Source organism: Amycolatopsis sp. VS8301801F10, from assembly GCF_046195355.1.
GTDB lineage: Bacteria > Actinomycetota > Actinomycetes > Mycobacteriales > Pseudonocardiaceae > Amycolatopsis.
In genome coordinates, this window is record NZ_CP176065.1 from 6110417 (window position 1) to 6135629 (window position 25213).

At 71.7% G+C, this 25213-nt stretch carries 25 protein-coding genes; 6 read left to right on the forward strand and 19 right to left on the reverse strand.

The window, feature by feature from the left end:
* Nucleotides 1-23: 23 nt before the first annotated feature.
* The 12 genes from F9C11_RS28860 to pafA form a co-directional block, all read right to left on the reverse strand.
* On the reverse strand, nucleotides 24-410 hold the full coding sequence (locus F9C11_RS28860; protein WP_409180503.1) for a DUF4333 domain-containing protein: 387 nt from the start codon (nucleotides 408-410) through the stop codon (nucleotides 24-26).
* A 38-nt stretch (nucleotides 411-448) separates the two neighbouring features.
* Complete coding sequence (locus F9C11_RS28865) at nucleotides 449-1645, reverse strand: GNAT family N-acetyltransferase (RefSeq protein ID WP_409180504.1); 1197 nt, start codon at nucleotides 1643-1645, stop codon at nucleotides 449-451.
* A gap of 51 nt (nucleotides 1646-1696) precedes the next feature.
* Nucleotides 1697-2407: a DUF4333 domain-containing protein gene (locus tag F9C11_RS28870; protein WP_409180505.1), complete on the reverse strand. Its 711-nt coding sequence runs from the start codon at nucleotides 2405-2407 to the stop codon at nucleotides 1697-1699.
* A 127-nt stretch (nucleotides 2408-2534) separates the two neighbouring features.
* Entirely contained in the window at nucleotides 2535-5300 is a 2766-nt protein-coding gene (locus F9C11_RS28875; protein WP_409180506.1) for a DEAD/DEAH box helicase, read from the reverse strand.
* 58 nt (nucleotides 5301-5358) lie between these two features.
* Nucleotides 5359-6240 (reverse strand): diacylglycerol/lipid kinase family protein, encoded by an 882-nt coding sequence (locus tag F9C11_RS28880; protein WP_409180507.1) that lies wholly within the window; start codon nucleotides 6238-6240, stop codon nucleotides 5359-5361.
* 2 nt (nucleotides 6241-6242) lie between these two features.
* Entirely contained in the window at nucleotides 6243-7217 is a 975-nt protein-coding gene (gene tatC, locus F9C11_RS28885; protein ID WP_409180508.1) for a twin-arginine translocase subunit TatC, read from the reverse strand.
* A gap of 88 nt (nucleotides 7218-7305) precedes the next feature.
* Nucleotides 7306-7614 carry a Sec-independent protein translocase subunit TatA gene (tatA, locus tag F9C11_RS28890; protein ID WP_409180509.1) on the reverse strand — a complete coding sequence of 103 codons (309 nt, stop codon included), beginning with the start codon at nucleotides 7612-7614 and terminating at the stop codon, nucleotides 7306-7308.
* Nucleotides 7615-7651: 37 nt separating this feature from the next.
* Nucleotides 7652-7864 carry a bacteriophage holin gene (locus F9C11_RS28895; protein WP_409180510.1) on the reverse strand — a complete coding sequence of 71 codons (213 nt, stop codon included), beginning with the start codon at nucleotides 7862-7864 and terminating at the stop codon, nucleotides 7652-7654.
* 10 nt (nucleotides 7865-7874) lie between these two features.
* On the reverse strand, nucleotides 7875-8855 hold the full coding sequence (locus tag F9C11_RS28900; RefSeq protein ID WP_409180511.1) for a helix-turn-helix transcriptional regulator: 981 nt from the start codon (nucleotides 8853-8855) through the stop codon (nucleotides 7875-7877).
* Nucleotides 8852-9844 carry a helix-turn-helix transcriptional regulator gene (locus F9C11_RS28905; RefSeq protein WP_409180512.1) on the reverse strand — a complete coding sequence of 331 codons (993 nt, stop codon included), beginning with the start codon at nucleotides 9842-9844 and terminating at the stop codon, nucleotides 8852-8854. The genes F9C11_RS28900 and F9C11_RS28905 overlap by 4 nt, the downstream gene beginning before the upstream one ends.
* Before the next feature lie 155 nt (nucleotides 9845-9999).
* Nucleotides 10000-11037, reverse strand: a complete 1038-nt coding sequence (locus F9C11_RS28910; RefSeq protein ID WP_409180513.1) for a WD40/YVTN/BNR-like repeat-containing protein — start codon at nucleotides 11035-11037, stop codon at nucleotides 10000-10002.
* A gap of 203 nt (nucleotides 11038-11240) precedes the next feature.
* Nucleotides 11241-12599 (reverse strand): Pup--protein ligase, encoded by a 1359-nt coding sequence (gene pafA / locus F9C11_RS28915; RefSeq protein ID WP_009078177.1) that lies wholly within the window; start codon nucleotides 12597-12599, stop codon nucleotides 11241-11243.
* A 204-nt stretch (nucleotides 12600-12803) separates the two neighbouring features.
* Here pafA and F9C11_RS28920 point away from each other — a divergent pair, with 204 nt between their 5' ends.
* The 4 genes from F9C11_RS28920 (at nucleotide 12804) to F9C11_RS28935 (ending at nucleotide 17445) form a co-directional block, all read left to right on the forward strand.
* Nucleotides 12804-14243, forward strand: coding sequence for a bifunctional phosphatase PAP2/diacylglycerol kinase family protein (locus tag F9C11_RS28920; RefSeq protein WP_409186992.1), 1440 nt, complete (start codon nucleotides 12804-12806; stop codon nucleotides 14241-14243).
* Between the two features lie 287 nt (nucleotides 14244-14530).
* On the forward strand, nucleotides 14531-15754 hold the full coding sequence (locus tag F9C11_RS28925) for an alpha/beta hydrolase (protein WP_409180514.1): 1224 nt from the start codon (nucleotides 14531-14533) through the stop codon (nucleotides 15752-15754).
* A gap of 112 nt (nucleotides 15755-15866) precedes the next feature.
* A complete protein-coding gene (locus F9C11_RS28930) occupies nucleotides 15867-16217 on the forward strand; it encodes a YciI family protein (RefSeq protein WP_409180515.1) in 351 nt (116 codons plus the stop codon).
* Nucleotides 16218-16239: 22 nt separating this feature from the next.
* Nucleotides 16240-17445, forward strand: coding sequence for an RNA polymerase sigma factor (locus tag F9C11_RS28935; RefSeq protein WP_409186993.1), 1206 nt, complete (start codon nucleotides 16240-16242; stop codon nucleotides 17443-17445).
* Between the two features lie 328 nt (nucleotides 17446-17773).
* On the opposite strand, the gene prcA is transcribed toward F9C11_RS28935, so the two are convergent.
* The 4 genes from prcA to dop all read right to left on the reverse strand — a co-directional run bounded on the left by prcA (nucleotide 17774) and on the right by dop (nucleotide 21429).
* A complete protein-coding gene (gene prcA, locus F9C11_RS28940) occupies nucleotides 17774-18580 on the reverse strand; it encodes a proteasome subunit alpha (protein ID WP_409180516.1) in 807 nt (268 codons plus the stop codon).
* A 61-nt stretch (nucleotides 18581-18641) separates the two neighbouring features.
* Nucleotides 18642-19505: a proteasome subunit beta gene (prcB, locus tag F9C11_RS28945; protein WP_409180517.1), complete on the reverse strand. Its 864-nt coding sequence runs from the start codon at nucleotides 19503-19505 to the stop codon at nucleotides 18642-18644.
* Nucleotides 19506-19642: 137 nt separating this feature from the next.
* Nucleotides 19643-19837, reverse strand: coding sequence for a ubiquitin-like protein Pup (locus F9C11_RS28950; RefSeq protein ID WP_037363480.1), 195 nt, complete (start codon nucleotides 19835-19837; stop codon nucleotides 19643-19645).
* A gap of 89 nt (nucleotides 19838-19926) precedes the next feature.
* Nucleotides 19927-21429: a depupylase/deamidase Dop gene (gene dop, locus F9C11_RS28955; RefSeq protein WP_409180518.1), complete on the reverse strand. Its 1503-nt coding sequence runs from the start codon at nucleotides 21427-21429 to the stop codon at nucleotides 19927-19929.
* Nucleotides 21430-21469: 40 nt separating this feature from the next.
* Between dop and F9C11_RS28960 the strand changes: the two genes are divergently transcribed.
* A complete protein-coding gene (locus tag F9C11_RS28960) occupies nucleotides 21470-21988 on the forward strand; it encodes an NUDIX domain-containing protein (protein WP_409180519.1) in 519 nt (172 codons plus the stop codon).
* A gap of 156 nt (nucleotides 21989-22144) precedes the next feature.
* Here F9C11_RS28960 and F9C11_RS28965 read toward each other — a convergent pair whose 3' ends face one another.
* From F9C11_RS28965 to F9C11_RS28975, 3 genes are all read right to left on the reverse strand, one after another.
* Nucleotides 22145-22756: a hypothetical protein gene (locus F9C11_RS28965; RefSeq protein ID WP_409180520.1), complete on the reverse strand. Its 612-nt coding sequence runs from the start codon at nucleotides 22754-22756 to the stop codon at nucleotides 22145-22147.
* 70 nt (nucleotides 22757-22826) lie between these two features.
* Nucleotides 22827-23750, reverse strand: coding sequence for an aldo/keto reductase (locus F9C11_RS28970; protein ID WP_409180521.1), 924 nt, complete (start codon nucleotides 23748-23750; stop codon nucleotides 22827-22829).
* Nucleotides 23751-23846: 96 nt separating this feature from the next.
* Nucleotides 23847-24185 carry a hypothetical protein gene (locus tag F9C11_RS28975; RefSeq protein ID WP_409180522.1) on the reverse strand — a complete coding sequence of 113 codons (339 nt, stop codon included), beginning with the start codon at nucleotides 24183-24185 and terminating at the stop codon, nucleotides 23847-23849.
* A 120-nt stretch (nucleotides 24186-24305) separates the two neighbouring features.
* Between F9C11_RS28975 and F9C11_RS28980 the strand changes: the two genes are divergently transcribed.
* On the forward strand, nucleotides 24306-25211 hold the full coding sequence (locus F9C11_RS28980) for a DMT family transporter (protein ID WP_409180523.1): 906 nt from the start codon (nucleotides 24306-24308) through the stop codon (nucleotides 25209-25211).
* Nucleotides 25212-25213: the final 2 nt, after the last annotated feature.

Below are 25213 nucleotides of genomic sequence, written 5' to 3' on the forward strand. Positions count from 1 at the left end.
CGACGGCCGCGCGGCCAACGGATTTACTGCGGCGGATCGACCCGGTACTTGCCGTCCGCGCCGGTCACCGTGATGGGGACGTGTTTCGTCGTGCCCGCGATGTCCACAGTGCACTGGAAGCGCGAGCCGTCGGCGACGGGCTGCCGGTCCGGGCAGGACACCGTGCCGACGTTCGCCAGCTTGTAGTCGTCGGCGAGGAGCCGGGTGACGGCCGAGGCCATCACCCGGGAGTCGAACACGCGCATCGCCGAGGACGAACTGGGCGCGGACGACGACGCGACGCCCGGCTGCGCGGGACTGTTCGGCGTGACGGTGACCGTGTGCACCGGGGCCGGGGGCGTCCCGCTGTCGCAGCCCGCGGCGGCGAGCATTCCCAGGCCGCACAACAGCAGCACCCGCACGGCGCGCATCAAACCCGCTCCTCTGCGCGAAAACGTCTGGTCAACGGTCAGAAGAACGTACCGCACCACACGGATTCGCGCGTGCCGAAGAGAACGTCGGCGGCTTCGGGCGCGGCCGGGTCGAGCACTTCGACGCGGCCGGTGGCGGCGAGCGCGGACGCGCGCCACGTTCCGAAGTAGAGCATCGACAGGGTGTCCGCCGAGAGCCGCAGCGCGGGTTCCGCGTCGGTGCGGGAAGCGCCGTCGGGGCCGACGAGGTAGCGGCCTTCGTTGGCCGGCAGCGACCGGTCGGAGACTTCGAGCACGACGGGTTCGGCCGGGCCGTAAGCGCGGGCGGCGAGCGCGGCAGGCACGTCGACCAGCCGGAGCCAGCTTTCGTCGTCGGTGCTCTCGGTTTTCGCCATCCGCGGGTCGGTGAACAGCAGCGCGTGCGGTTCGTCGAGCGGGCGCATCGCGAGCACGATCTCGTCGACCAGGTCGACCGACAGCAGGAACCGCCAGAGCCCGGCGAACGCGTCCGGGCTGGCGTAGTGGAACGCCAGCACTTCCAGTTTGGCGCGGTCGTCGGCGCTCTCGACGTGGTAGGTCAGGTAGCCGTCGACGCCGTCCGGTCCGCGGTGCACGGCGGTCTGGACCAGTTTCGCCCGGCGGCGCACCTGGGCTTCGTAGCCCGGCCAGTAGACCTCGGGGCGGGTCATCGCGGCGACGCGGCCCATCGCGGTCGCGGCGTAGAGTTCCGGCCATTGCGGGGCGGCCTCGTCGACGCCGAGGACGGTGACCTCTCCCCCGGCCGGCACGTCCGGGCGCAGCTGAGCCCGGTGCCGGTCCACCACGACCTTCTTGGCGAGCGTCGCGATTCCGTAGCCGTAGCGGCCGTAGATCGCGCCTTCCGACGCGTACAGCAGCGCGAGCGCGACGCCTCGTTCGGCGAAGTCCGCCAGCTGCGCGGCCTGCAGTGCGCTGAGCACGCCGCGGCGGGTGCGTCCGGCGCGGACGCCGACGCCGGTGACCGCGGCCAGCGGGAGCCGCTTTCCGCCGGGGACGACCATTTCGGAGTCGAACGAGCGGGCGGTGCCGATCAGGTCGGGTCCGAACACGCCCAGGACGCGGCCGTCCTGGTGCGCCGCGGAGGCGCGTTCCCATTCCTCGTCGGTGCCGGGCTGGACGTGCAGCGCGGCCCGGAACAGGTCCCAGGCCGCGCGGTGCTCGTCGGGGCGGAGGGTCCGGACGGTGTGGTCGCTCATGCCCCGATCATTCCCGGGGCGGCCGCGGGATCGCCACCGAATTGCCGGGCGTCACTTGGCCGCGGGCGGCGAGACCTCGTAGTTGCCGTCGGTGCCCTTGACGGTGATCGGCACCTGCTGCGGTTTGCCGTTGATGGTGGCGGTGCACTCGAATTTCGCGCCGTCCTCGACCTTCTGCTCGGCCGGGCACGTGACTCCGCTGACGCCCTGGATCTTGTAGGTGTCGGTGAGCAGCTTCGCGACGTCGGTCTGCATCTGGTTGTTGTTGAAGACCTGGGTCTTGAAGAAGCCGGGCGCGACGAAGCCGAGGATCGCCACGACGGCCACCACGACGACGAGCGCGCCGATCCCGATGAACAGGCCCTTCTTCGACCCGCCCGAGGATTCCGGCGCGGCCCCGCCGGGCTGCCCGTAGTCGTACTGGCCGGGCTGCTGGCCGCCGTATTGCTGCTGCGGCTCGCCGTATTGCTGCTGCTGGCCGTAGGAGGGCTGCTGCTGCCCGTACTGCGGCGGCTGCTGGCCCCACTGGGGCTGCTGCGGCGGCTGCTGCTGTTGCGGGTAGCCGCCGGGCTGCTGGCCGTACTGCGGGTCCTGACCGTAGGGCTGCTGGCCGTACTGCTGGGGCGGGTACGGCTGCTGCTGCGGCCCGCTCTGCGGGTACGCGCCCCCCGGCTGCTGCCCGTAGTGGGGGTCCTGGCCGTAGGGCTGTTGCCCGTACTGGGGCTGCTGCCGCGGGTCGTTGCCGCCATACGGCGTGCTCATCGTTAGCCTCCGCCTTCGTGTGTCCGCATCCGCAGGCCGGGCTGCGGGTGTCGTGCGCGATCCAACCACAGGTCTGGACCTAGCACACGTGTCCGCGCGCAGTCGCTGCCAAGGTGTGCCCTCGCGGTCACGCCGCGCCCGCGGCCACCACGCCGCGGCGCAGCGCCCGGACCGCCTGCGCGGCCGCCGAGCCGACCGGGTCCTCCTTGCCGAGGACGTCGCGGATCTGGTCGAGCAGGTCGATCACCTGGCGGCACCAGCGGACGAAGTCGCCGGCGGACAGTTCCTGCCCGTTGGTCTCGGCCGCGGTGAGGACCTTTTCCAGGGATTCGCCGCGCGCCCAGCGGTAGACCGGCCACGCGAACCCGGCGTCGGGCTCGCGGGTGCGGTCGAGGCGGTGGCGGCGTTCGTCCTCGGTGAGTTCGACCCACAGCCTGCTGGTTTCCTGCCACGCGCCGGGGACCGCGCCGCCGGGCAGGCGGGGTTCGCCCGCGGTGTCGCGGCGGGCCTCGAACACGAGCGTGGAGACGACGGCGGCGAGCTCGGCCGGGCCGAGGCCGTTCCAGACGCCGTGCCGGATGCATTCGGCGGCGAGCAGGTCGGATTCGCTGTAGAGCCGGGTGAGGCGGCGGCCGTGTTCGGTGACGCGGTCCTCGCCGTCGCCGGGGCGGACGTAGCCGCGTTCGCCGAGCAGCCGCAGGATCCGGTCGAACGCGCGGGCCAGCGAGTGCGTGGTGGCCGCGACTTTGCGTTCGAGCTGTTCGGTTTCGGCGGAAAGGCGCTGGTAGCGCTCGACCCAGCGGAGGTTCGCTTCGCGTTCGGCGAGGCCGTGGCAGGGGTGGGCGCGCAGGGCGCGGCGCAGCGAGGCGAGTTCGGCGTCGTCGGCGGCCGCGGTGCGGCGGCGCTGGCGGCCGGGCAGGGCGATCCCGGAGTCGCGCAGCGACGAGGCGATGTCGCGGCGGGTTTTCGGCGAGCGCAGTTCGAGGTGCTTGGGCAGCCGGATCCGGCCGAGCGTTTCGACCGGGGCCGGGAAGTCGGCCGCCGACAGCGGTCCGGACCAGCGGTCCTCGGTGACCACGACCGGGCGGGGTTCGCGGATCGGGTCGAGGCCGGGGTCGACGACCACGGCGAGCCCGGCGCGGCGGCCGGCCGGGACCGCGATGACGTCGCCCTTGCGCAGTTTCTCCAGCGATTGGGCGGTCTCGGCGCGGCGGGAGGAGGTGTTCTGCCGCGACAGGGTCTTCTCGCGGGCGGAGATCTTGGCGCGGAGTTCGACGTACTCCAGCATCTGGTCGAAGTCGCCGGTGATCGCGGCGGTGTAGCCCTTGAGGGCTTCCTTGTTGCGTTCGATCCTTCGCGCGGTGCCGACCACCGACCGGTCGGCCTGGAACTGCGCGAACGACTGTTCCAGCAGGTCGCGGGCGGCGTCCGCGCCGACCTGGGAGACCAGGTTGACCGCCATGTTGTAGCCGGGACGGAACGACGAGCGCAGCGGGTAGGTGCGGGTGGAGGCGAGCCCGGCGACCGCCTTCGGGTCGACGCCGGGCTGCCAGGCGACGACGGCGTGGCCCTCGATGTCGATGCCCCGGCGCCCGGCGCGGCCGGTGAGCTGGGTGTATTCGCCCGGGGTGAGGTCGACGTGCGCCTCGCCGTTGTATTTCACGAGCCGTTCGAGCACGACGGTGCGGGCAGGCATGTTGATGCCGAGGGCGAGGGTCTCGGTCGCGAACACGACCTTGACCAGGCCGCGGACGAACAGTTCCTCGACGGTTTCCTTGAACGCGGGCAGCAGCCCGGCGTGGTGGCCGGCGAAGCCGCGTTCGAGGGCCTCGCGCCATTCCCAGTAGCCGAGGACGCCGAGGTCGCCCTCGGGCAGCTCCGCGGTGCGCTCGTCGACGATCCGGCGGATCTCCTCGACCTGCTCGGGTCCGTTGAGCCGCAGGCCGGAGCGGACGCACTGGGCGACCGCCGCGTCACAGCCGGCGCGGGAAAAGATGAACACGATCGCGGGCAGCAGGCCGGCGTGGTCGAGCCGTTCGACGACGTCCACGCGCGACGGCGGCCGGAACCTCGGGCCGCGCGGCGGGGCTCCCCGGCGGCCGCCGCGCGGGCCGCGGAAGGTCGGCGCGAACCGGCCGAGGTCGTCGGTTTTGCGCAGCAGCGTGGGGTTGATCCGCAGCTGCTCCCCCGGGTCGGCCTCGTTCTGGCCGGCGAACAGGTCGAGCAGCTGGTTGCCGACCAGCATGTGCTGCCACAGCGGGACCGGCCGGTGCTCGTCGACGACGACGGCGGTGTCGCCGCGGATCTCGACGAGCCATTCGCCGAATTCCTCGGCGTTGCTGACGGTGGCGGACAGTCCGACGACGCGGACGTGTTCGGGCAGGTGGAGGATCACTTCCTCCCAGACCGCGCCGCGGAAGCGGTCGGCGAGGTAGTGGACCTCGTCCATGACGACGTAGCCGAGTTCGGGGATGGCGGAGCTGCCCGCGTAAAGCATGTTGCGGAGCACCTCGGTGGTCATGACGACCACCTGGGCGTTGCCGTTGATCGAGGTGTCGCCGGTGAGCAGGCCGACGGCGTCGTTGCCGTAGCGCTCGACGAGGTCGGCGTACTTCTGGTTCGACAGCGCCTTGATCGGGGTGGTGTAGAAGCATTTGCGGCCCTCGGCGAGGGCGAGGTGGACGGCGAACTCGCCGACCACGGTCTTGCCGGCCCCGGTGGGGGCGCAGACCAGGACGCCGTGGCCCTCTTCGAGCGCTTCGCAGCCGCGGATCTGGAAATCGTCGAATTCGAAGGCCGATTCGGCGGAAAACCGGGTCAGCTGGGGGTGCTTGGCGCGGCGACGGGAGGCAGCGTAGGCCTCGGCCGGCGATGGTGAAGGGCTAGTGGCCACCCCGTCAGGGTTTCATACGCCACCGACATTCCGCACGCGGCGTGCACAACGCCCGCGCTCACGCGACGACGGTCAGCCCGGAGGGCACGCAGACCGCTTCGGCCGGGGCTCCGCCCTGGTCCTCGCCGTCGGCGTAGACGGGCCAGCCGGGCGCTTCGATCCGCAGCGTGCGGGTGCGGAAGGTCTGGACGCTGGGCCGTCCGACGTGCTCGCCGGTGCGCAGGTGCGGGAGCATCCGCAGCAGGCGGGCGCGGCCGGGCGCACCGATGACGGTCACGTCGAACAGCCCGTCGTCCGGGGTCGCGGCGGGGCAGACGGGGATTCCGCCGCCGTAGTACGGGGTGTTGCCTGCCGCGACGAGGGTGGCGTCGAGTTCGAGGACGCCGTCGTCGGTGTGCAGGACAATCGGACGGGGGGTGAACGCGGCGAGTTCGGCGAGGATCGCGAGGTCGTAGCGGCGGGGTCCGGCGGGCCAGCGCATCGCGTTCGCGCGGGCGTTGACGGCGGCGTCGAATCCGGCGCACAGCACGGTCGCGAACCAGGTGTCGCCGAGCCGGCCGAGGTCAAGGCTGCGGCGGCGGCCGGCCCGCAGTGCTCTCGCGAGGGCGTCGGCGGCGGCGCGCGGGTCGGGCGGGACGCCGAGGGCGCGGGCGAAGTCGTTGCCGGTGCCGGAGGGGACGAGGCCGAGCGCGACGCCGTGGTCGGCGCAGAACTGGACGCCCTGGTGGGCCGCGCCGTCGCCGCCAAGGACGATCAGCACGTCGAGGCCTTCGGCGTGCGAGGACCGCATGAGGGCGCGGGATTCCTCGACGCTGGTGGCGACGAGGAGGTCGAGCCGGTCGACGGCGGGCCGCAGCCGTGCGGCGACCGCTTCGGCGGCGCGGGCGGCCGCGCCGCGCCCGGAGGCCGGGTGCACGGCCAGTGCCGCGTTCAGGCCCACGGTCAGGTGATGTCGTCGGTCGGGCCGGAGCGGCCGGCAGGCGGCTTCTGCGCGGCCGGTTCCTCGCCGTCGGCGGTGGTCGGCGTGTAGTGGAACGGCGCGGCCTCGTCGTCGGCGAGCTGGTCCCAGCCCTCGTCCTGGCGCACGCGGTCGAGCTTGCGGTCGTGGAAGCGGGCGATCTGGATGGAGATCTCGAACAGCAGGGTGAGCGCGCCGGCGAGGCCGAGCATCGAGAACGGGTCCGAGCCGGGGGTGGCGAACGCGGCGAACACGAACAGCGCGAACACGATGCCGCGGCGCCACTTCTTGAGCTGCTGGTACTTGAGCACGCCGACGCGGTTGAGCATCACGACGAGCAGCGGGAGCTCGAAGCTGACGCCGAAGATCACCAGCAGCGACAGGATGAAGGAGATGTACTTGTCGCCGGTGAGCGCGGTGACGAACTGGTCCTGGCCGAATCCGGCGAGCAGCGCGAGCGCGTGCGGGACGAGCAGGTAGGCCAGCACCGCGCCGGCGGCGAACAGCACCGAGGCGAAGCCGACGAAGGTCAGCGCGTACTTGCGTTCCTTGGCGTAGAGGCCGGGCGCGATGAACGCCCACAGCTGGTACAGCCAGGCCGGGGACAGCAGGACCGCGCCCGCGGCGACGCCGACCTTCAGGCGGAGCATGAAGACTTCGAACGGCACGGTCTGCAGCAGGCGGCAGCCGTTCTCGCCGCCGAACCGCTGTTCCTTCGGGATGGCGCAGTACGGGTGGGTCATGATGTCGCCGAGCGACGGGATCGGCCCGAACCGCTGGCCGAACCAGATGAACCCGAAGATCGCGCCGATGACGACGAAAACGACCGCCCAGCCGAGCCGGCGGCGGAACTCGTAGATGTGCTCGATGAGCGTCATCGTGCCGTCGGGGTTTTTCCGACGGCTGCGCCGGCTCCGCTTGCTGGACCGGCTGCCGTTGCCGTGGGCGGCTTCCGCCACTGGTCGTTCCGTTCTCGTCAGAGCCCGCCGGGGCGCGCCGCTCCGGCGCGCCGCCGTGGACCGGGGACCGGGTGGTGCGCGCGGAGGGTCAGCTCGCGTTCTTCTGCGGCTGGTCGGCCGAGGCCGCCTGCTGCTTCTTCAGTTCGTCGAGCTGGCGCTGGAGGTCGGCGACCTGCTTGTCCTGCGCGGTCTGCGCGGGCGCGGCGATGTGCCGGGTGTCGGCGGACTCGGCCTCGGCTTCGGCCTTCTGCTCGCCGGTCAGGTCCTTGGTCTCGGCCTTGAAGATCTTCATGGACTTGCCGATGGACCGGGCCGCGTCCGGGAGCCGCTTCGCTCCGAACAGCAGAACCACCACGAGCACCAGAACGATGATGTGCCACGGCTGCAGCGCGTTCATGGTCGCCTGCCCTCCTTGTCTGGGGTCTGTGCCGATGTTACTTGTTGCCGGGCGCCGGGCGTTGTTCGGCCACGGCCACACGGAGTGCCGCGGACCGGGCCCGGAGCAGTCCGGTCCGGTCGTGGGTGTCCGCACTGACCATGCTCATGGTGCGGCGGAAGCGGCGCAAGACTCCGGCGGTCCGTACCAGCAGCAGGGCCAGGACGAGCAGGCCGGCCGCGAGCAGCACGTAGACGGGCAGGTACGGCACTGAAACCACCTTATCGGTCGGAGATGGACGTGAGGTGACGGGCACGCGCCACGGCGTCGGCGGCCCGGCGACCGACTGCGTGCGCGAGTGTGGCGGGGCTCTCCACCTGGGCTTCCCCGCCGAGGCTGAGCACGAGGCGGACCATCCAGGGCTCGTCGCTGTACCGCATGGCGATGCGCAGCCGTCCGCCGTCGAGTTCGTCGAGTTCCTCGCACGGGTAGTACTCGGCGACCCAGCGGGCGTCGGGGTCGAGCACGAGATGGGCGACCCGCTGATCGGGACGGGCGGAGAAGACGCCGTCGGACAGGTCGGTGGGCCGCGCGTGGGCGGGCGGGGCGGCGGGTTCGTCCAATACGGTGAGCGCATCCACCCGATCGAGGCGGAAGAGCCGGACGCCTTCGACGCGTCGGCACCACGCTTCGAGGTAGCCGACGCCTTGGACGATGACGAGCCGCATCGGGTCGACGGTGCGCTCGGTGATCTGGTCGCGGGAGGCGGTGTAGTAGCGCATCCGCAGCGCGCGGCCGTCCTGCAGCGCGCCGGCCACGGTTTCGCGGGTGCGGGCGGCGCGGGCTCCTTCGCGCACTCCTCCCCCGACGACGACCCCGGCCGGGCGGGCCTGCCCGGCGGCGTCCTCGATTTTGGCGATGGCGCGGCGGACGGCGTCGCCGTCGGCCACTCCCGGGGTTTCGGCGAGGGCGCGCAGGGCGACCAGCAGCGCGGTGGCCTCGCCGCCGGTGAGGCGCAGCGGGCGGCTCATCCCGGCGTCGTGGGTGACGACGATCGTGTCGCCTTCGAAGGACAGGTCGATGAGGTCGCCGGGGCCGTAGCCGGGCAGGCCGCACATCCACAGCAGTTCGAGGTCCTTGCGCAGCTGGCGCGGGGTGACGTCGAAGTCCTGGGCGGCCTCGTCGATCCGGATGCCGGGGCGGGCGAGCAGGTAGGGCACGAGCGCGAGCAGTCTCGGCATGCGCTCGGCGGAGGCGCTCATCGGGCGCTCCCCTGCCCGGCGCGGGCCAGCACGGCCTCGAGCCGGTGCTGCACGGATTTGGCGAGCACGTCCGGTTCGAGCACGAGCACGTCCGGGCCTTGCGCGGCGATCCAGTCGGCGGCCGATTCCGGGAAGTACAGGCCGATCTCGATCACGTCGCCTTCCTCGCCGGCGACGGTTTCGCGGCCCACGACGTCGCCGCGGCGGCGGACTCCGGCGGCGCGGCCGTCGGCGACCCACAGCCGGGCGGTGGTGACCGGGGCCGGTTCCTCGCTGCCGCCGGTCACCGACACGAGCTGCATCAGGTTGACGCCCTCGGGCCGCACGACCGCGCCCGGTTTCCCGATCGCGGCGACTTTCCCGGTGACGCGGGAGAGCCGGAAGCAGCGGGGCGCGTCGCGGTCGCGGTCGTGCCCGACGACGTACCAGCGGGCGCGCCAGGACACCACGCCCCACGGTTCGAGCGTGCGGATGCGGCGTTCGGGCGAGCCGCTGCGCCGGTATTCGAACCGGACCGCTTGTCCGGCCTGGACGGCGGCGAGCATCGGCGCGAACGCCGGTTCGGCGCGCACCCGGGGCTCGATCAGGGTCGGGGCCTGGTCGTCGACCTCGACGCCGGCCGCGCGGAGTTTCACCAGCGCGCCCTGGGCCTGCCCGGTGAGTTCGGGCGAGTCCCAGAGCCGGACGGCGAGCCCGACGGCCGCGGCCTCGTCGGGGGCGAGGTCGATCTCGCCGAGTTCGTAGTCGCGCCGGGCGATGCGGTAGCCCTCGACGGGGTCGAAGACGGAGTTGCGGCCGGTTTCGAGCGGGATGCCGAGTTCCCGCAGTTCGGTCTTGTCGCGTTCGAAGGTGCGGAAGAAGGCGTCGTCGCTGGCCGCGTCGGCGTACCCGGGCACGATCCCGCGGATCCGCTCCGCGGTGAGGTATTGCCGGGTGGAGAGCAGGGCCAGCACGAGGTTGACCAGCCGTTCGGCGCGTGCGGTGGACACCAGACGACTCTAGCTCTCCCCGTCGCGCGCGATCGTCAGGTCCAGCCCGCGCGCGTCGCGCCTGGTCAGGATGGGCGCGGCGAAGGGACCCTCGGCGCGCGGCCGGTCACGCGCCGCCGTTCCGGACAGCCTTGCCGCCCGGAACGGGTTCCCTCCTACGGAACCAGCTTCGCCACGCGCCCGTTGGCCCCGCTGGCCCAGCACGCCCCGGTCCAGGCGCAGTCGACGGTGTCGAAACCGCCGGTGTCGAACGAGGTCCAGTGCCGTCCCCCGTCGCGGCTCAGATCGCTCCCGCCGGGCCCGACGGCCAGCACCGTGCCGCCGCGCCAAGCGAGCCCGGAGCGGTACCCGGCGGGATGCTCCGGCGGAGTACGCCAGCTGCGGCCGCGGTCATGGCTCACCGCGACAGCCGGACCGGGCGCGGTCGGGTTGGCGTAGTCGCCGCCGATCGCGACGCCCTGCCACGGGTTACGGAACGCGACCGCGAAAACCCCCGCCGACGCGCTGCTGGGCAGCGGCGTCCGGGCCGCGGTCCAGTGCCTGCCGCCGTCTCCCGAGTGCAGAACGCGTGCCTGCGGGCCGCCGCCGGTGGCGAGCCACGCGTCGAACGGCCCGGAGGTGGTGACGCACTGGCCGCTGGCCGCGAACCCGGCTTCTCCGGGCTCGGCGGGCGGGAACGCGTCGTCCGGGATCTGCTTCCAGCTGCGGCCGCCGTCGAAGGTGGCCTGGACGCGGAACTTCCCGTTGACCGGGTCGCTCATCGCGAGCCCGCGCCAGGGGTCGAAGAAGGCGAGGCAGTCGTAGAACGCGGCGGAATCCGGGTTGCTGAACGTCTGCCGCCAGTGCTTCCCGCCGTCGTCGGTGCGATAGACCCGGGAATCCGCACCAGACCCGATCGAGAGCACGACGGCGTGCTCGGCGTCGAAGCCCTCGATGTCGCGAAACTCGAGCTTCCCGGCGCCCGGCGGCCCGACCGACAGCCAGTTACGCCCGCCGTCGACCGTCCGCAGCACCGTGCCCTGAGTCCCGCTGACCCACGCGACCCGCTCGCTGACGGCGGACAGCCCACGGAACTGCGCAGTGGTGCCCGTGGACAGCAGCTGCCACGACGGCAGCGAAGAAGCCGCGGCAACTCCGCCAAGAGACACCGACAACACCGCCACCAGAACTAAAACAGCCCGGAACGCACGCATGCCAGAATCCTGCCGCACCCGCCCGACGACTTTCGTCGGATTCTCCGCCCCCGCCAACGGTTTCCCGCCCTCACGCAACCCCAACGCGGGATCGCGTCGGCGTGCGGAGGGGCGATGTGCACGGCCCCCAGGGCCGGGTGCATCGCCCCTCCGCACGCCGACTTGAAGGCGATCCCGCCGCGACGACGAAGTCGGCGCCAAAATTACAGCGACCCGATCAACCGTTCCACTCGCTCGTCCACCGACCGGAACGGGTCCTTGCACAGCACGGTGCGCTGTGCCTGGTCGTTCAGCTTCAGGTGCACCCAGTCGACCGTGAAGTCCCGCCCAGCGGCCTGGGCCGCCGCGATGAAGTCGCCGCGGAGTTTCGCCCGGGTGGTCTGCGGCGGGGTGTCCTTGGCGGCCTCGATCTCGCCGTCGTCGGTGACCCGGCGGACGAGTCCTTTCCGCTGCAGCAGGTCGAAGATCCCGCGGCCGCGGCGGATGTCGTGGTAGGCGAGGTCGAGCTGGGCCACTCGGGGGCTGGAGAGGTCCAGGTCGTGCTTGGCCCGGTAGCGTTCGACCAGCCGGTGCTTGATCGCCCAGTCGATCTCGGTGTCGATTTTGCTGAAGTCCTGCTCCTCGACCGCCTCCAGCGCGCGGCCCCACAGTTCGACGACCCGCTCGTTGGCGGGCGTGGACCCGTTCTCCTTCAGGTGCTGGACCGCCCGGGCGTGGTACTCCCGCTGGATGTCCAGCGCGGAGGCCTCGCGCCCGCCGGCGAGCCGGACCTGGCGGCGTCCGGTGAGGTCGTGGCTGATCTCCCGGATCGCGCGGATCGGGTTGTCGAGCGTGAAGTCGCGGAACTGGACGCCGGCCTCGATCATCTCGAGCACGAGGTTGGCCGATCCGATCTTGAGCATGGTGGTGGGCTCGGCCATGTTCGAGTCGCCCACGATGACGTGCAGGCGCCGGTAGCGCTCGGCGTCGGCGTGGGGTTCGTCGCGGGTGTTGATGATCGGCCGGGACCGGGTGGTGGCGCTGGAGACGCCTTCCCAGATGTGCTCGGCGCGCTGGGAGAGGCAGTACACCGCGCCGCGCGGGGTCTGCAGCACCTTGCCCGCGCCGCAGATGAGCTGGCGGGTGACGAGGAAGGGCAGCAGCACGTCGGCGATCCGGGAGAACTCCCCGGCCCGGGTGACCAGGTAGTTCTCGTGGCAGCCGTAGGAGTTGCCCGCGGAGTCGGTGTTGTTCTTGAACAGGAAGATGTCGCCGCCGATGCCCTCGTCGGCGAGCCGGCGCTCGGCGTCCACGAGGAGGTCCTCGAGGATCCGCTCGCCGGCCTTGTCGTGGGTGACGAGCTGGGTCAGGTCGTCGCACTCGGCCGTCGCGTACTCCGGGTGCGAGCCCACGTCGAGGTAGAGCCTGGAGCCGTTGGACAGGAACACGTTGGACGAGCGTCCCCACGAGACGACCCGCCGGAAGAGGTAGCGCGCGACCTCGTCGGGGGAGAGCCTGCGCTGGCCGTGAAAGGTGCACGTGACCCCGAACTCGGTCTCGATGCCAAAGATCCGCCGCTGCATCCCCCCAGAGTAGGCGCTGGACCCCCGCGGAAGGTGCGCCGTTCGGGCGGCGACACGCGGTCGGTACGTTGCAAGTGGTGACATTGCGGCGGAAACCGGTCGCCGGGACCGGGGTGGATCCGGCGCGGCCAGCGGAGGTGGACGAGAGTGTTCCAGCAGGTCGGCCGGGCGTTCCGGCAGGTCGGGCAGCGGGATCGGGCGCTGATGCGGCGCAGTGCGGCGATTCCCCGCACCCGGGCCGACGACGTGGTGACCGCGTTGTCCCGGAGTGCGAACAAATCGCGGCTCTGGTGGGGCGTGGCGGCGGTGCTGGCGGTCCGGAAGGGCCCGGCGCGCCGCGGCGCGCTGCGCGGGATCGCCGCCATCGCCGGCGCGAGCGCCGCGGCGAACCTGGTCGCGAAGCCGCTGTTCCCGCGCCGCCGTCCGGCCGAGGAGGAGGTTCCGGCGCACCGTCAGCTGCGGAAACGGCCGACGTCGTCGTCGTTCCCGTCCGGGCATTCGGCCTCGGCCGCCGCGTTCGCGACCGCAGTCGCGATGGAGTCGCCGAAGGCCGGGCTCGTGGTCGTCCCGCTCGCCGGGGCGGTCGCGTACTCGCGGGTCCACACCGGGGTGCACTGGCCGAGCGACGTCGCCGCCGGGCTGGCGATCGGGACCGGGATCGCCGTGCTGACCCGGCACTGGTGGCCGCTGCACCCGGACGCGCGGGCCCGCACCGCGCACGCCGCGGAAGCGCCGGAGATGCGCGACGGCGAGGACATGCTGGCGCTGGTGAACCCGAATTCGGGCGTCAACGGGCTCGACCCGACCGAGGACGTCCGCTACGCCTGGCCGAAGGCGTCGCTGATCTACCCGGATCCGTCGCGGGACCTGCGCGAGCAGCTCGCCGCCGAGATCGAAGCGCACGGCTCGGTCCGCGCGCTCGGCGTCGCGGGCGGGGACGGCACGGTCGCGGCCGTGGCGTCGGTCGCCGCCGAACGCGGGCTGCCGCTGGCGCTCATCCCGGCCGGGACGCTCAACCATTTCGCCCGCGACATCGGGGTGCGTTCGATGCCGGACGCGGACGAGGCGACCGAGGGCGGCCACGCGGTCGGCATTGACCTGGCCGAGGTCGAGATCGACGGCTCCGGAGAACCCGGGCACCGCTGGTTCGTCAACACCGCCAGCCTCGGCGGGTACCCGGAAATGGTGCGGCTGCGGGAAAAGCTGCAGAGCCGGTTTCCGAAGTGGCCGTCCGCGGCGCTCGCGCTCGTGCGCGTGCTGCGGCGCGCGAAACCGCTGCGCGTGCAGCTGAACGGGAAGCCGACGCAGGTGTGGCTGATCTTCGTCGGCAACGGCACGTACGCGCCGAAGGGGTTCGCGCCGTCGCGGCGCCCGGCGCTCGACACCGGCCTGCTCGACGTCCGCTACGTGCGGGCCGACGTGCGCTGGTCGCGGACCCGGTTCGTGCTCGCGAGCCTCACCAACAGCCTGCACGCGAGCCACGTCTACCGGCAGCGGGACCTGCCGGAGCTGCACGTGCGGCTGCTCGACGGGAACCGCCGGGTCGCCACCGACGGCGAGGTGGGCCCGCTCGGGCGGGAGTTCCGGTTCCGGTCGCGGCCGAGCGCGCTGACCGTCTACCGGAATCCGGACGGTGGCTCCTGACCGCTTCGTACCCTAAGGTCCCTCGGAGAGCGCGTGCTCGGGCACCGAGGCGTTCGCCACTCGACGCTCGGCTCTCGCGGCCCTGACCTGCGCGATTACCGCCAGCTGGGCTGCCCCTCGACGGCACTTGACCGTTTCTTTACCTTTTCTCAACGAATCCACAGCGAGCCCTCCCTAGCGTGATCTTCGAGGTGCGGACTGCCCTGTCCGCACCAGTTCACGGCAGGGGTCTTCTCAGTGCGTTTTTCCTCCCGCGGTCGCAGCTGCCCGTCTCCGGCAGGCCGCGGATGAGCCAGCTGCTCCCGCGGGCGGTCGACCCGGTCCTGCCCCCGTCGGTCACCTCCCAGGCAAGGGACCTCGGGCCGCTCGAATCCCCGCTGCTGTGGCTCGCGTTCGCCGGAGCCGCCGCGGCGGTCCTCGCCGTCACCATCGCTCTCGCGCACCGCCGCCGCGTGCGCCGCTGGGGCATCAGCGGTTCGATCGCGCTCTTCCTGATCGCCGCGATCACCGCGGTGAACAGCTACGTCGGCTACGTCCGCACGCCCAGCGACCTCGGCAGGCTCCTGCAGCGCGGGGGCGGCGCGATGAACGTCGCGGGCACCCTGCTGCGCAGCACCAGCGACGATCCGGGCGAGGACTCCGACCTCAGCGCCACCGGCGGGACCAGCGGCAGCTCCCCCACCGCCGCCCGGCCCGCGGCCCCGCCCAGCGGCAACGGCAGCATCGAGGTGCTGAACGTGCCCGACCCGGCGCACGGCGTGTCGAACGGCGAGAACTACGTGGTCCTCCCGGCCGGCTACCACGACCCGGCGAACGCGAACAAGCGCTACCCGGTCGTCTACCTCATCCACGGCTACCCCTACGGCGGCCCGCGCGACTGGCTCACCTCCGGCTCCGCGCCGCAGACGCTGAAGAGCCTCGAGGACGCCCACGTGATCCAGCCGATGATCATCGTGAGCGTCGACCTCACCGCCAACCGGCCGAGCACCGACTGGGAATGCCTCAACGTCCCGGGCGGGCCGCAGCTGGAGACGTACCTCGCCAGCGGCATCGTCCCGTCGGTCGACAAGCACTACCGCACCTTCGCCGACCGCGGCCACCGCGCGCTCGGCGGCATGTCCGGCGGCGGCTTCGGCGCGCTGAACATCGGGCTGCACCACCTCGACGAGTTCGGCACGCTGCTGATCTCGCTGCCCTACGACGACCTGAACGACTCGGTCGGCGTCCTCGGCGGCAACCAGGCGGCGATCGCGGCGAACACCCCGCGCCGCTACATCCCGACGATGCCGTTCCCGCAGAAGATCGCCGTGATGCTGACCGTCGGCACCGGCGCGCCGACCGACGTGGCGACCGCGCACCGCATCGCCGGGTCGCTGCAGCGGCGCGGCCAGGAGGTCGTGGTGCACGCCGAACGCGGGTTCAACCACACCTGGCACACCGCCCGCGCGACGCTGCCCTACATGCTCGCCTTCGCCGATCAGAACTTCCGCAGCGCCCCTGCCTCCTTCTGAGCGGATCGCCCGGGGAAAAATATCTTCCGGGCCCTGTCCATCCGGGCGGGCGCCGTTCGTGGTGAGGTCAGCGCGGCACTCCGGCCGCGCCGACCGACGAAGGAGCCCGACCATGAAGTACCTGCTGCTGATCCACGCTTCCGCGGCCACCGAGCAGGGCGGGGCCGCCGGCTGCGAGCCCGCCGACTGGATGGCCTACGACAAGGAAGTCCGCGACGCGGGCGTGTACGTCAGCGGCGAGTCGCTCGCCGACCTCGTGACCGCGACCAAGGTGCAGGTCGGCGCGGACGGCGAGCGCTCGATCACCACCGACGGCCCGTTCGCCGAGACCCGCGAGCTGCTCGGCGGGTTCTACGTGCTGGACGTGCCGGACCTCGACGCCGCGCTCGACTGGGCGGCCCGCTGCCCGGGCGCCCGCGACGGTTCGATCGTGGTCCGGCCGATCGCCGACTTCAGTGCCTGACGCACGAGCGTCCGTGGCGGCCGTGTTCCGCGAGGAGCACGGCCGCCTGCTCGGCGCGCTCGTCCGCCGGTTCGGCGATCTCGACCTGGCCGAGGAGGTCGCCGCCGAAGCGGTGGAGGCCGCGCTGGTGCGGTGGCCGATCGACGGCGTCCCGCCGAAACCCGGCGCGTGGCTGATGACGACCGCGCGCCGCAAGGCGGTCGACCGGCTCCGCCGCGACCAGGCGTACGCGGCGAAACTGGCTGTCCTGCAAGCGGAATCCGACCGCACCGACCCTCCCCCGCCGCCCGGGGCCGACGGCGACCTGCCCGACGACCGGCTCCAGCTGTTCTTCACCTGCGCCCATCCCGCGCTGGCCGCCGAGGACCGGCTCGCGCTCACCCTGCGCTGCCTGGCCGGGCTCACGACGCCCGAGGTGGCGCGGGCGTTCCTCGTGCCGACCGCGACGATGGCGAAGCGGATCGTGCGGGCCAAGAACCGGATCCGCGACCACCGCATCCCGTTCCGCGTCCCCGCGGGCGACGAGCTGCGCACCCGGCTTCCCGGCGTGCTGCAGGTGCTGTATTCGCTGTTCACCGAGGGCTACGCGGCCAGTTCCGGCCCGGACATCCAGCGGCCCGACCTGGCCGAGGAAGCCATCCGGCTGGCCCGGATCCTGCACCGCCTGCTGCCGGACGAACGCGAAGTCACCGGGCTGCTCGCGCTTCTGCTGCTGGTGCACGCCCGCCGCGCGGCCCGCACCGGGCCCGAGGGCGAGTTCGTCCTGCTCGAAGACCAGGACCGCACGTCCTGGGACGCGGCGCTGATCGACGAGGGCCGCGCGCTGGTGCCGGTCGCGCTCACCGGCGGGCCGCCCGGGCCGTACGGGGTGCAGTCGGCGATCGCCGCGCTCCACGCCGAAGCACCGGACGTCGCGCGCACTGACTGGCCGCAGATCGTCGCGCTGTACGACATCCTGCTGACGCTCACGCCGACCCCGGTGGTCGCGCTCAACCGCGCGGCTGCGGTCGCGATGCGCGACGGGCCCGAAGCGGGGCTGGAACTCCTGGACGGCTTGGCCGACGAGCCCCGGCTCCAGGGCTACCACCCGTACGCCGCGGCGCGCGGAGACTTGCTGCACCGCCTCGGCCGCGACGCCGAAGCAGCGGCGGCGTACCAGGAAGCGCTGTCCAACGCGGGAACCGAGCCGGAACGCGCACATTTGCGTCAACGGCTGGAATCGCTCTAGCTCGGCACCCACCTGCTGAGGACGGGGGCGACGAGCGCCGTCAACGGTCCGGACAGCGTCTGGCCGTGGTGCCGGAACAGGTCGTCGCGACAGCACGTCGCACGCTCCCCCGCTCTCGCAGGTGACGCCGTGCCAGTCGATCGCCGTCCGCGATCCGGAACTCCGGCCACCCCACCCGCGCCCGCGCGACTCCCTCCAGAATCGCCAGCCCTGACTGCACGAACCCCGCCCCGGCGACGCCACCACGGAGTCACCAGCGCACCCGTCGGCATTGGGGAAAACGACTGCGGGCCGCCGGGTTTCCCCCGACGGCCCGCAGTCCGTTACGTCATTCCTTCTCGGCCGAATCCTCGCCCTTGCCGGAATCCTGGTCCGAGCCCTTCCCGGAATCGCCCTCGCCGGAATCGTCCGCCTTCTCGGCCGGCTCCGCCTTCGCCGGCAGCAACGCCTCCAGCGCCGCCCCCGACAACCGCCGGAACGCCCGCCGCGGCTTCGCCCGGTCCAGCACCGCGACCTCGAGCTTGATCTCCGCCTCCGCCGCCGACCCGTTCCCGTTCGACGACGCCGCGGTCGCCCGCAGCCCCTCGATCGCCGTCGCCAGCGCCGTGCGCAGATCGTGGCCGGGATCCACGACGTCCTTCAGCTTCGCACTGATCGGCTCCGTCTGCCCGCCCATCACCACGAACGGCGACTCGTCGAAAATCGACCCGTCGAACGTCAACCGGTACAGCTGGTCCTCCGCCGCGGTCGCCCCGACCTCGGCCACGCACACCTCGACCTCGAACGGCTTCAGCTGCTCGGTGAAAATGCTGCCCAGCGTCGCCGCGTACGCGTTCGCCAGCGCCCGCGCGCTCACGTCCCGGCGGTCGTACTGGTAGCCCTTCAGGTCCGCGTGCCGGATCCCCGCCACCCGCAGGTTCTCGAACTCCGAATACCGGCCCACCGCGGCGAACCCGATCCGGTCGTAGATCTCGGACACCTTGTGCAGCGTCGCCGACGGATTCTCCGCCACGAACAGCACCCCGCCCGCGTACTTCAGCACCACCACGCTCCGGCCCCGCGCGATCCCCTTGCGCGCCAGCTCGGAACGCTCCCGCATCAACTGCTCGGGAGAGGCATACAACGGCATCGTCACGGTGTCGGCTCCACGTTCTCCGAAAACTCGGCAATCATTGACTCAGCGGACATCGGCGGCCTCAGACCGGCCGGTGGTGATTGCGCTCCGCGCGCCCGGCCACCACCGCCTCGGCCACCGCACCCGTCTGCTCCGCGGACAGCAGCACCGCGCCGTCCTCCGCGGTGATGGTGATGACGTTCGGGAAAATCCGCCGCACCAGGTCCGGCCCGCCGCTCGCGGTGTCGTCGTCCGCCGCGTCGTACAACGCCTCCAGCGCCGTCCGCACCGCCGCGTCCACGTCCGCGTCCGGGTCGTACAGCTTCTTCAGCGACGACTTCGCGAACAACGACCCCGAACCGACGCTGGCGTACCCGGCGTGCTCCTCGTACCGCCCGCCCGCCGCGTCGTACGACACGATCCGGCCCGCGTGCTTCGCGTCCTCGGCCTCCAGGTCGTACCCGACGAACAACGGCACGACCGCCAGCCCTGCCATCGCCATCTCCAGGTTCGCCTTCACCATCCCGGCCAGCTTGTTCGTCTTGCCGTCCAGCGAAAGCGAAACGCCCTCGATCTTCTCGTAATGCGCCAGCTCCACCGCGTACAGCCGGACCATCTCCACGGCCAGCCCCGCGGTCCCCGCGATGCCCACCGCCGAGTACTCGTCCGTGACGTGCACCTTCTCGATGTCCCGGCTCGCGATCAGGTTCCCCGACGTCGCCCGCCGGTCGCCGGCGATCAGCACCCCGCCGGCGAACGCGACCGCCACGATCGTCGTGCCGTGCGGCGCGTCCAGCTCAGCCGCGCCCGCCGGCACCCGCCGCGCCGGCAGCAGCTCCGGCGCGGTCGCGCGCACGAAATCCGCGAACGACGACGTCGTCGGCGAAAAGTAGGCCGACGGCAGTCCGGGCCCGGAAAAACCCGCCCCAGAGGAGGTGTTGTCCATACGTGCTCTCGGTTCCCATCTTCATCCCGTGCCCGGCAACGCCGGGAACTGCCCCCGGCGCCGCCGCGCGAAACCTCCGGCCCAGCGCGCGCCCGCCGCACCGCCCCGCACCCGGGACGGCCGCGACGGGCGGACGGCTACTCGCCGCCCTTCTGCACGTAAGCGCGGACGAAGTCCTCGGCGTTCTCCTCCAGCACGTCGTCGATCTCGTCGAGGATCGTGTCCACGTCCTCGCCGAGCTTCTCCCGCCGCTCCTGGCCCGCCGCACCCGCGCCGTCGAACTCCTCGTCGGAATCGCCGCCGCCGTGCTTCTCGATCTTCTCCTGCGCCATCTCGCCTCCCGGTCTGGCCGATGTTCCCTAGCCTACCCAGCGGTACCGACGAAAAGGGCCTTCCCTCGGCCCGAAACGCCGGGATCGCGCTAGTCCGAACCGGTGATCGCCTCCACCAGCTCCTCCGCCGTCGCCGCCGCGTCCAGCAGCTTCCCGACGTGCGCCTTCGTCCCCCGCAACGGCTCCAGCGTCGGGATCCGCACCAGCGACTCCCGGCCCACGTCGAAAATCACCGAATCCCACGACGCCGCCGCGATCGACGACGCGTACTTCTCCAGCGCCCGGCCCCGGAAGTAGGCGCGCGTGTCCGACGGCGGATTCGTGATCGCCGCCTGCACCTCCTCCTCGGTCACCAGCCGCTTCATCGACCCCCGCGTGACCAGCCGGTTGTACAGGCCCTTGCCCAGCCGCACGTCCGAATACTGCAGGTCCACCAGCCGCAGCCGCGGCGCGCCCCACGCCAGCTGGTCCCGCTCCCGGTACCCCTCCAGCAGCCGCAGCTTCGCGGGCCAGTCCAGCCGGTCCGCGCACTCCTGCGGATCCCGCGCCAGCGCGTCCAGCACCTCGCCCCACACCCGCAGCACTTCCTTCGACGCCTCGTCCGCGCCCGTGCGCTCCAGGTTCGCCGCCGCCAGCTCGTGATAGGCGAACTGCAGGTCCAGCCCGGTGAACTTCTTCCCGTTCGCCAGCTCGACCTTCGTCTTCAGCGTCGGGTCGTGGCTGATCTTGTGCACCGCCCGCACCGGCTCGTCCAGCTTCAGGTCGTCGAACCGCACCCCGGCCTCGATCAGGTCCAGTACCAGCGCCGTCGTCCCGACCTTCAGATACGTCGAGTACTCCGACAGGTTCGCGTCCCCGATGATCACGTGCAGCCGCCGGTACTTGTCCGCGTCCGCGTGCGGCTCGTCGCGCGTGTTGATGATCCCGCGCTTGAGCGTCGTCTCCAGCCCGACCTCGACCTCGATGTAGTCCGAGCGCTGCGAAAGCTGGAAACCCGCCTCCTCGCTCTGCTGCCCGATCCCCACCCGGCCCGAACCGCAGACCACCTGCCGCGACGCGAAGAACGGCGTCAGCCCCCCGATCACCGCGGTGAACGGCGTCGACCGCTGCATCAGGTAGTTCTCGTGCGTGCCGTAGCTCGCGCCCTTGCCGTCCACGTTGTTCTTGTACAGCTGCAACGGCGGCTGCCCCGGCACGGTGGCCGCCTTCAGCGCGGCCTCCTCCATCACCCGCTCGCCCGCTTTGTCCCAGATCACCGCGTCCCGCGCGTTCGTGACCTCCGGCGCGGAGTACTCCGGATGCGCGTGGTCCACGTACAGCCGGGCGCCGTTGGTGAGAATGACGTTCGCCGCCCCGAGGTCCTCGACGTCCGGGTCGTGCCCGGGACCGCCCGGCCCGGTCAGGTCGAACCCGCGCGCGTCGCGCAACGGCGACTCCACCTCGTAGTCCCAGCGCGCCCGGCGCGCCCTCGGGATGTCCGCAGCCGCGGCGTAGGCCAGCACCACCTGAGTCGAGGTGAGCACCGGGTTCGCCGTGGCGTCCCCGGGCACGGCGATGCCGTACTCGACTTCGGTTCCCATGATCCGACGCATGCCACCACCCTACGGGTTCGGCGCGTGCGACGATGCCCCCATGCCAGGCAGTGACGAACTCGTTGCCCTCTATGACGACACCGGCCGCGCGATCGGCGAGACGCTCCGCTCCCGCGTGCGGGCCGAAGGCCTCTGGCACGCCGCCGGCGTCGTCCTCGTCCGATCGGGCGACGGCCGCTCGGTCTACGTGCACCTCCGCACGGCGGACAAGGACATCTTCCCCTCCACCTGGGACTGCTGGGCGGGCGGAATCGTCGCCGCCGGCGAAACCCCCGCCGACTGCGCCCGCCGCGAACTCGCCGAAGAACTCGGCGTCCACGGAGTGGAACCGGAACCGCTGTTCACCAAAATCTACGACGACGGCACGATCCGCTGCCACAACTTCGCCTTCGAAGTCCGCTGGGACGGGCCGGTCCGGCTGCAGGCCGAGGAAATCGTGGAGGGGCGCTGGATTTCGCTGGAGGAGCTTCGGGAGTGGGTCTTCGACCCCGAACCCGAGCTGCCGTTCATTCCCGACGGGCGGGAGGGCATTCGAGAGTGGTTCCGGAACTGTGTTTGATTGCGCCGACTTCGTCGGCGCGCGCGGGATCGCCTTCAGTCGGCGTCTGACCGAGTGGTGTGCTGGGCCCGGGGGGCCGGGCACACCACTCGGTCAGACGCCGACGCGATCCCGCGGTGGTGGTCCGGTTTCAAGAAGGGTGGGTGGGGCGGGGGGTTACAGCTTTGCTGTGAGTTTGGGCAGCAGGCGTTTGGCTGCGTCTTGGGCGCGGGCGGGGGTGCTCGCGGCGACGCTCAGGGCTGAGACGAGGTTGCCCTTCGCCACCAGTACTGCGCAGGTCGAACCTTCGCACCAGGCTCGTTGCACGGTGATTCCTGGCTGCGGCGGCAACGAGATCTCTGTGCCTGCGCAATGCGTGGCTGCCACGACGTCCTCGCCGCTGCGGTCCGGGTACGCCGTGACCTCGTGCGTCAACGCCGAACCGCTCGGATACACCCAGCTCACCGACTTGCGCTCGCCCGCGGCCAACCCGGTCAGGCACCCCGAAACGCGCCCTGAGCCCGGCGTCACGCCCTCCTCGGCAACGTCCGAATCGGACAGCAGCGCCGCCTCCGCGCGCCTCGGATCCGGGGCCGCCGAAGAAGAAACGGCCGGAGGATCGACCGCGCGCGACACCGGCGGAGCGACCGGAGCGCTCGTGCCCGGCGCCGGAGCCGGATCGTCGTAGTAGGTCTCGAGATTGTTGGGCCGGTTGCCGCATCCGGCGAGCCCGGCCAGCGCCCCCAGCCCGACCAGCACAGCGACTGCTGGCACCTGCCGACGACGCACGTTGCCCCTCCGCGCTCAGTGTTGCCCGTTCGCCCCGGGCCATGCTGGGCCCCGAGGGTAATGCAATCGCTCAGCTCCACCCGAGGTGGGATCGGCGCGTCCAGTACTCCCGCGCGTCCTGCGCGAGTTCTCCCAGCACAGCGCGGTCGCCGTCGCTGAGCCGCACCCGCGTCGCGGCGAGGTTCGCGGCCAGCTGCGCCGGGCTCGACGGGCCCAGCACCGCCACCGGGGCCCACTCCTGCCCGAGCACCGCCGCCACCGCGATCGCGTCCGGGCCGACGCCGTGCGCCTCGGCGATCCGCCGCAACGGCTCCGGAGCCTCCGCGACGAGCCGTCCGTTCGCGAGGGTTTCCTTGACCAGCACCCGTTTCCCGGCCGCTTTCGCTTCCGCCAGCGCCGGCCCGGCCGAAGGCTCGAAGACGTTCCACGTGGACTGGACCGACGCGAACACCGGCTGCCCGGCCGATTCCAGCTCGAACGCCCGGCGCACTACGTCCGCCTGCGCGGGTCCGGAGGTGGAGAAACCGACCTCGACGCCCTCGGCGGAAAGCCCGGCCAGCGCGTCGATCAAGGGCCGATCAGTCAAAAGTGGACTGTCCACAGTGAGCGAATGCACCTGGTACAGGTGCACGTGATCCGCCAGGAGTTCCCGCGTCTGCGCCCATTGCTCGCGAAACCGCGGCAGGGTGTGTTCCTTGACCTCGTGGACGTCCGCGTCCAGCCGCCAGTCGCCGACGTAGCGGTAGCCCCATTTGCTGGACACGGTCACGTCCTGGTGCCCACGGTCGGCCAGCCAGCTGCCGAGGAACTCCTCCGAACGGCCGTAAGACCGCGCGACATCAACCCACCGGATTCCCGCCGCGTACGCCGCGTCGAGCACCTCGTGCGTCGCGGTTCGCATCGACGGGACGTCCCGCACTTCGGGCAGGTCCCGCCCCAGATTGATGTATGCCGGACGGCCGAGCGCGGCCAGCCCCACCGCGATGCGGTCCATCGGAATCCCCTTGTCTTCAGCGGTTTTCGGGAGTGAGCACGGTGTGCTCAGGCAAGACGAGCGGTGGTGCTTTCACATCGCCTGCCGTATAGGTCGTTATACACTTTGTTTGTGCCGGAGGATGGCGAGCCATTGGCCGGAGTTCTGGGCTTGGCGGTGGAGTTTTTCGAGGCGGGCGGCGGGTGCGCGGACGTAGCCTTTGCCGAAGACCGGGGCGATCTGGCGGAGGCTGGCTCCTTCCTCGCGGGCGGCGAGGAGTGCCCAGTCGGAGGCGTCGGCGCAGGCCGCGGAGGCGCGGCGCAGCTCCCCCAGCAGGTCGATCAGGTCGTTGGCGTTCAGCTCCCCCGCTTGGACGGCGGCGGCGGTCGTCTCGAGCCAGGCGAGGACGTCGGCTTCGGTGATCGGCGGGCGCGGGCGGGCGTTTTCTGTGCTCACGCGGCGCAGTATAGGGCGTTATACACCGAGGTCGAACGCGGTGACCGAAACCCGCTGGACTCCGGGCGTGGCGGGGACGTTGACTGGCCGAGGCAGTCCGCTGGTCGTTTCGGAGGTTCAGTGAGGTTCGGCATCGCCGCGCGGTTCGTCGCGCTCGCCGTCGTGTGGGGCGCGAGTTTTCTGTTCATCAAGGTGGGTCTGGAGGGGTTGTCGCCGGCTCAGGTGGCGCTGGCCCGGGTCGCGCTGGGCGCGTTGACGCTCGGCGCGTTCCTGGTGCTGCGCAGGCGATCGCTCCCCCGCGATCCCGCGTTGTGGGCGCATCTCGCGGTGGTTTCGCTGCTGTTCTGCGTCGGGCCGTTCCTGCTGTTCTCGTGGGCCGAGCAGTACGTCGCGTCCGGGCTCGCCAGCATCTTCAACGCCACCACTCCCCTGCTGACCATGCTGTTCGCCGCGGCCGCGCTGCCCGCGGAACGGCTCACCCGGCCGAAAACCGCCGGGCTGCTGATCGGTTTCGCGGGCGTCCTCACGCTCGTCGGCGTCTGGCGCGGCATCGACCTCAGCCACGAAGTCCTCGCCCAGCTCGCCTGCCTCGGCGCGACCACCTGCTATGGCTTGGCTTTCGTGTATTTGCGGAAGTTCGTATCGCCGCACGATCCGGACCCGGTCGTGGTCGCGTTCGGGCAAACCGGTTTCGCCACGATCGTCCTGCTGGCTGCGGCACCCGTGCTCGCCGCGCAGCCGGTGCGCCTGAATCTCGGCGTGATCCTGTCCATGGCGGCGCTCGGCGTGCTCGGCACCGGCGTGGCCTACGCCTGGAACGCCGCCATCGCCGCCGCTTGGGGCGCCGCCAACGCATCCGCTGTGACTTACCTCACTCCAGTAGTCGGAGTGTTGCTCGGCGTGCTGGTCCTCGACGAGCCGGTGCACTGGAACGAACCCGTCGGAGCCGTGCTCGTGGTGCTCGGGATCCTGGCGTCGCACGGACGGTTTTCCCGGGTGCGGCAACCGGTCCTGGAACGCGTCTGAAG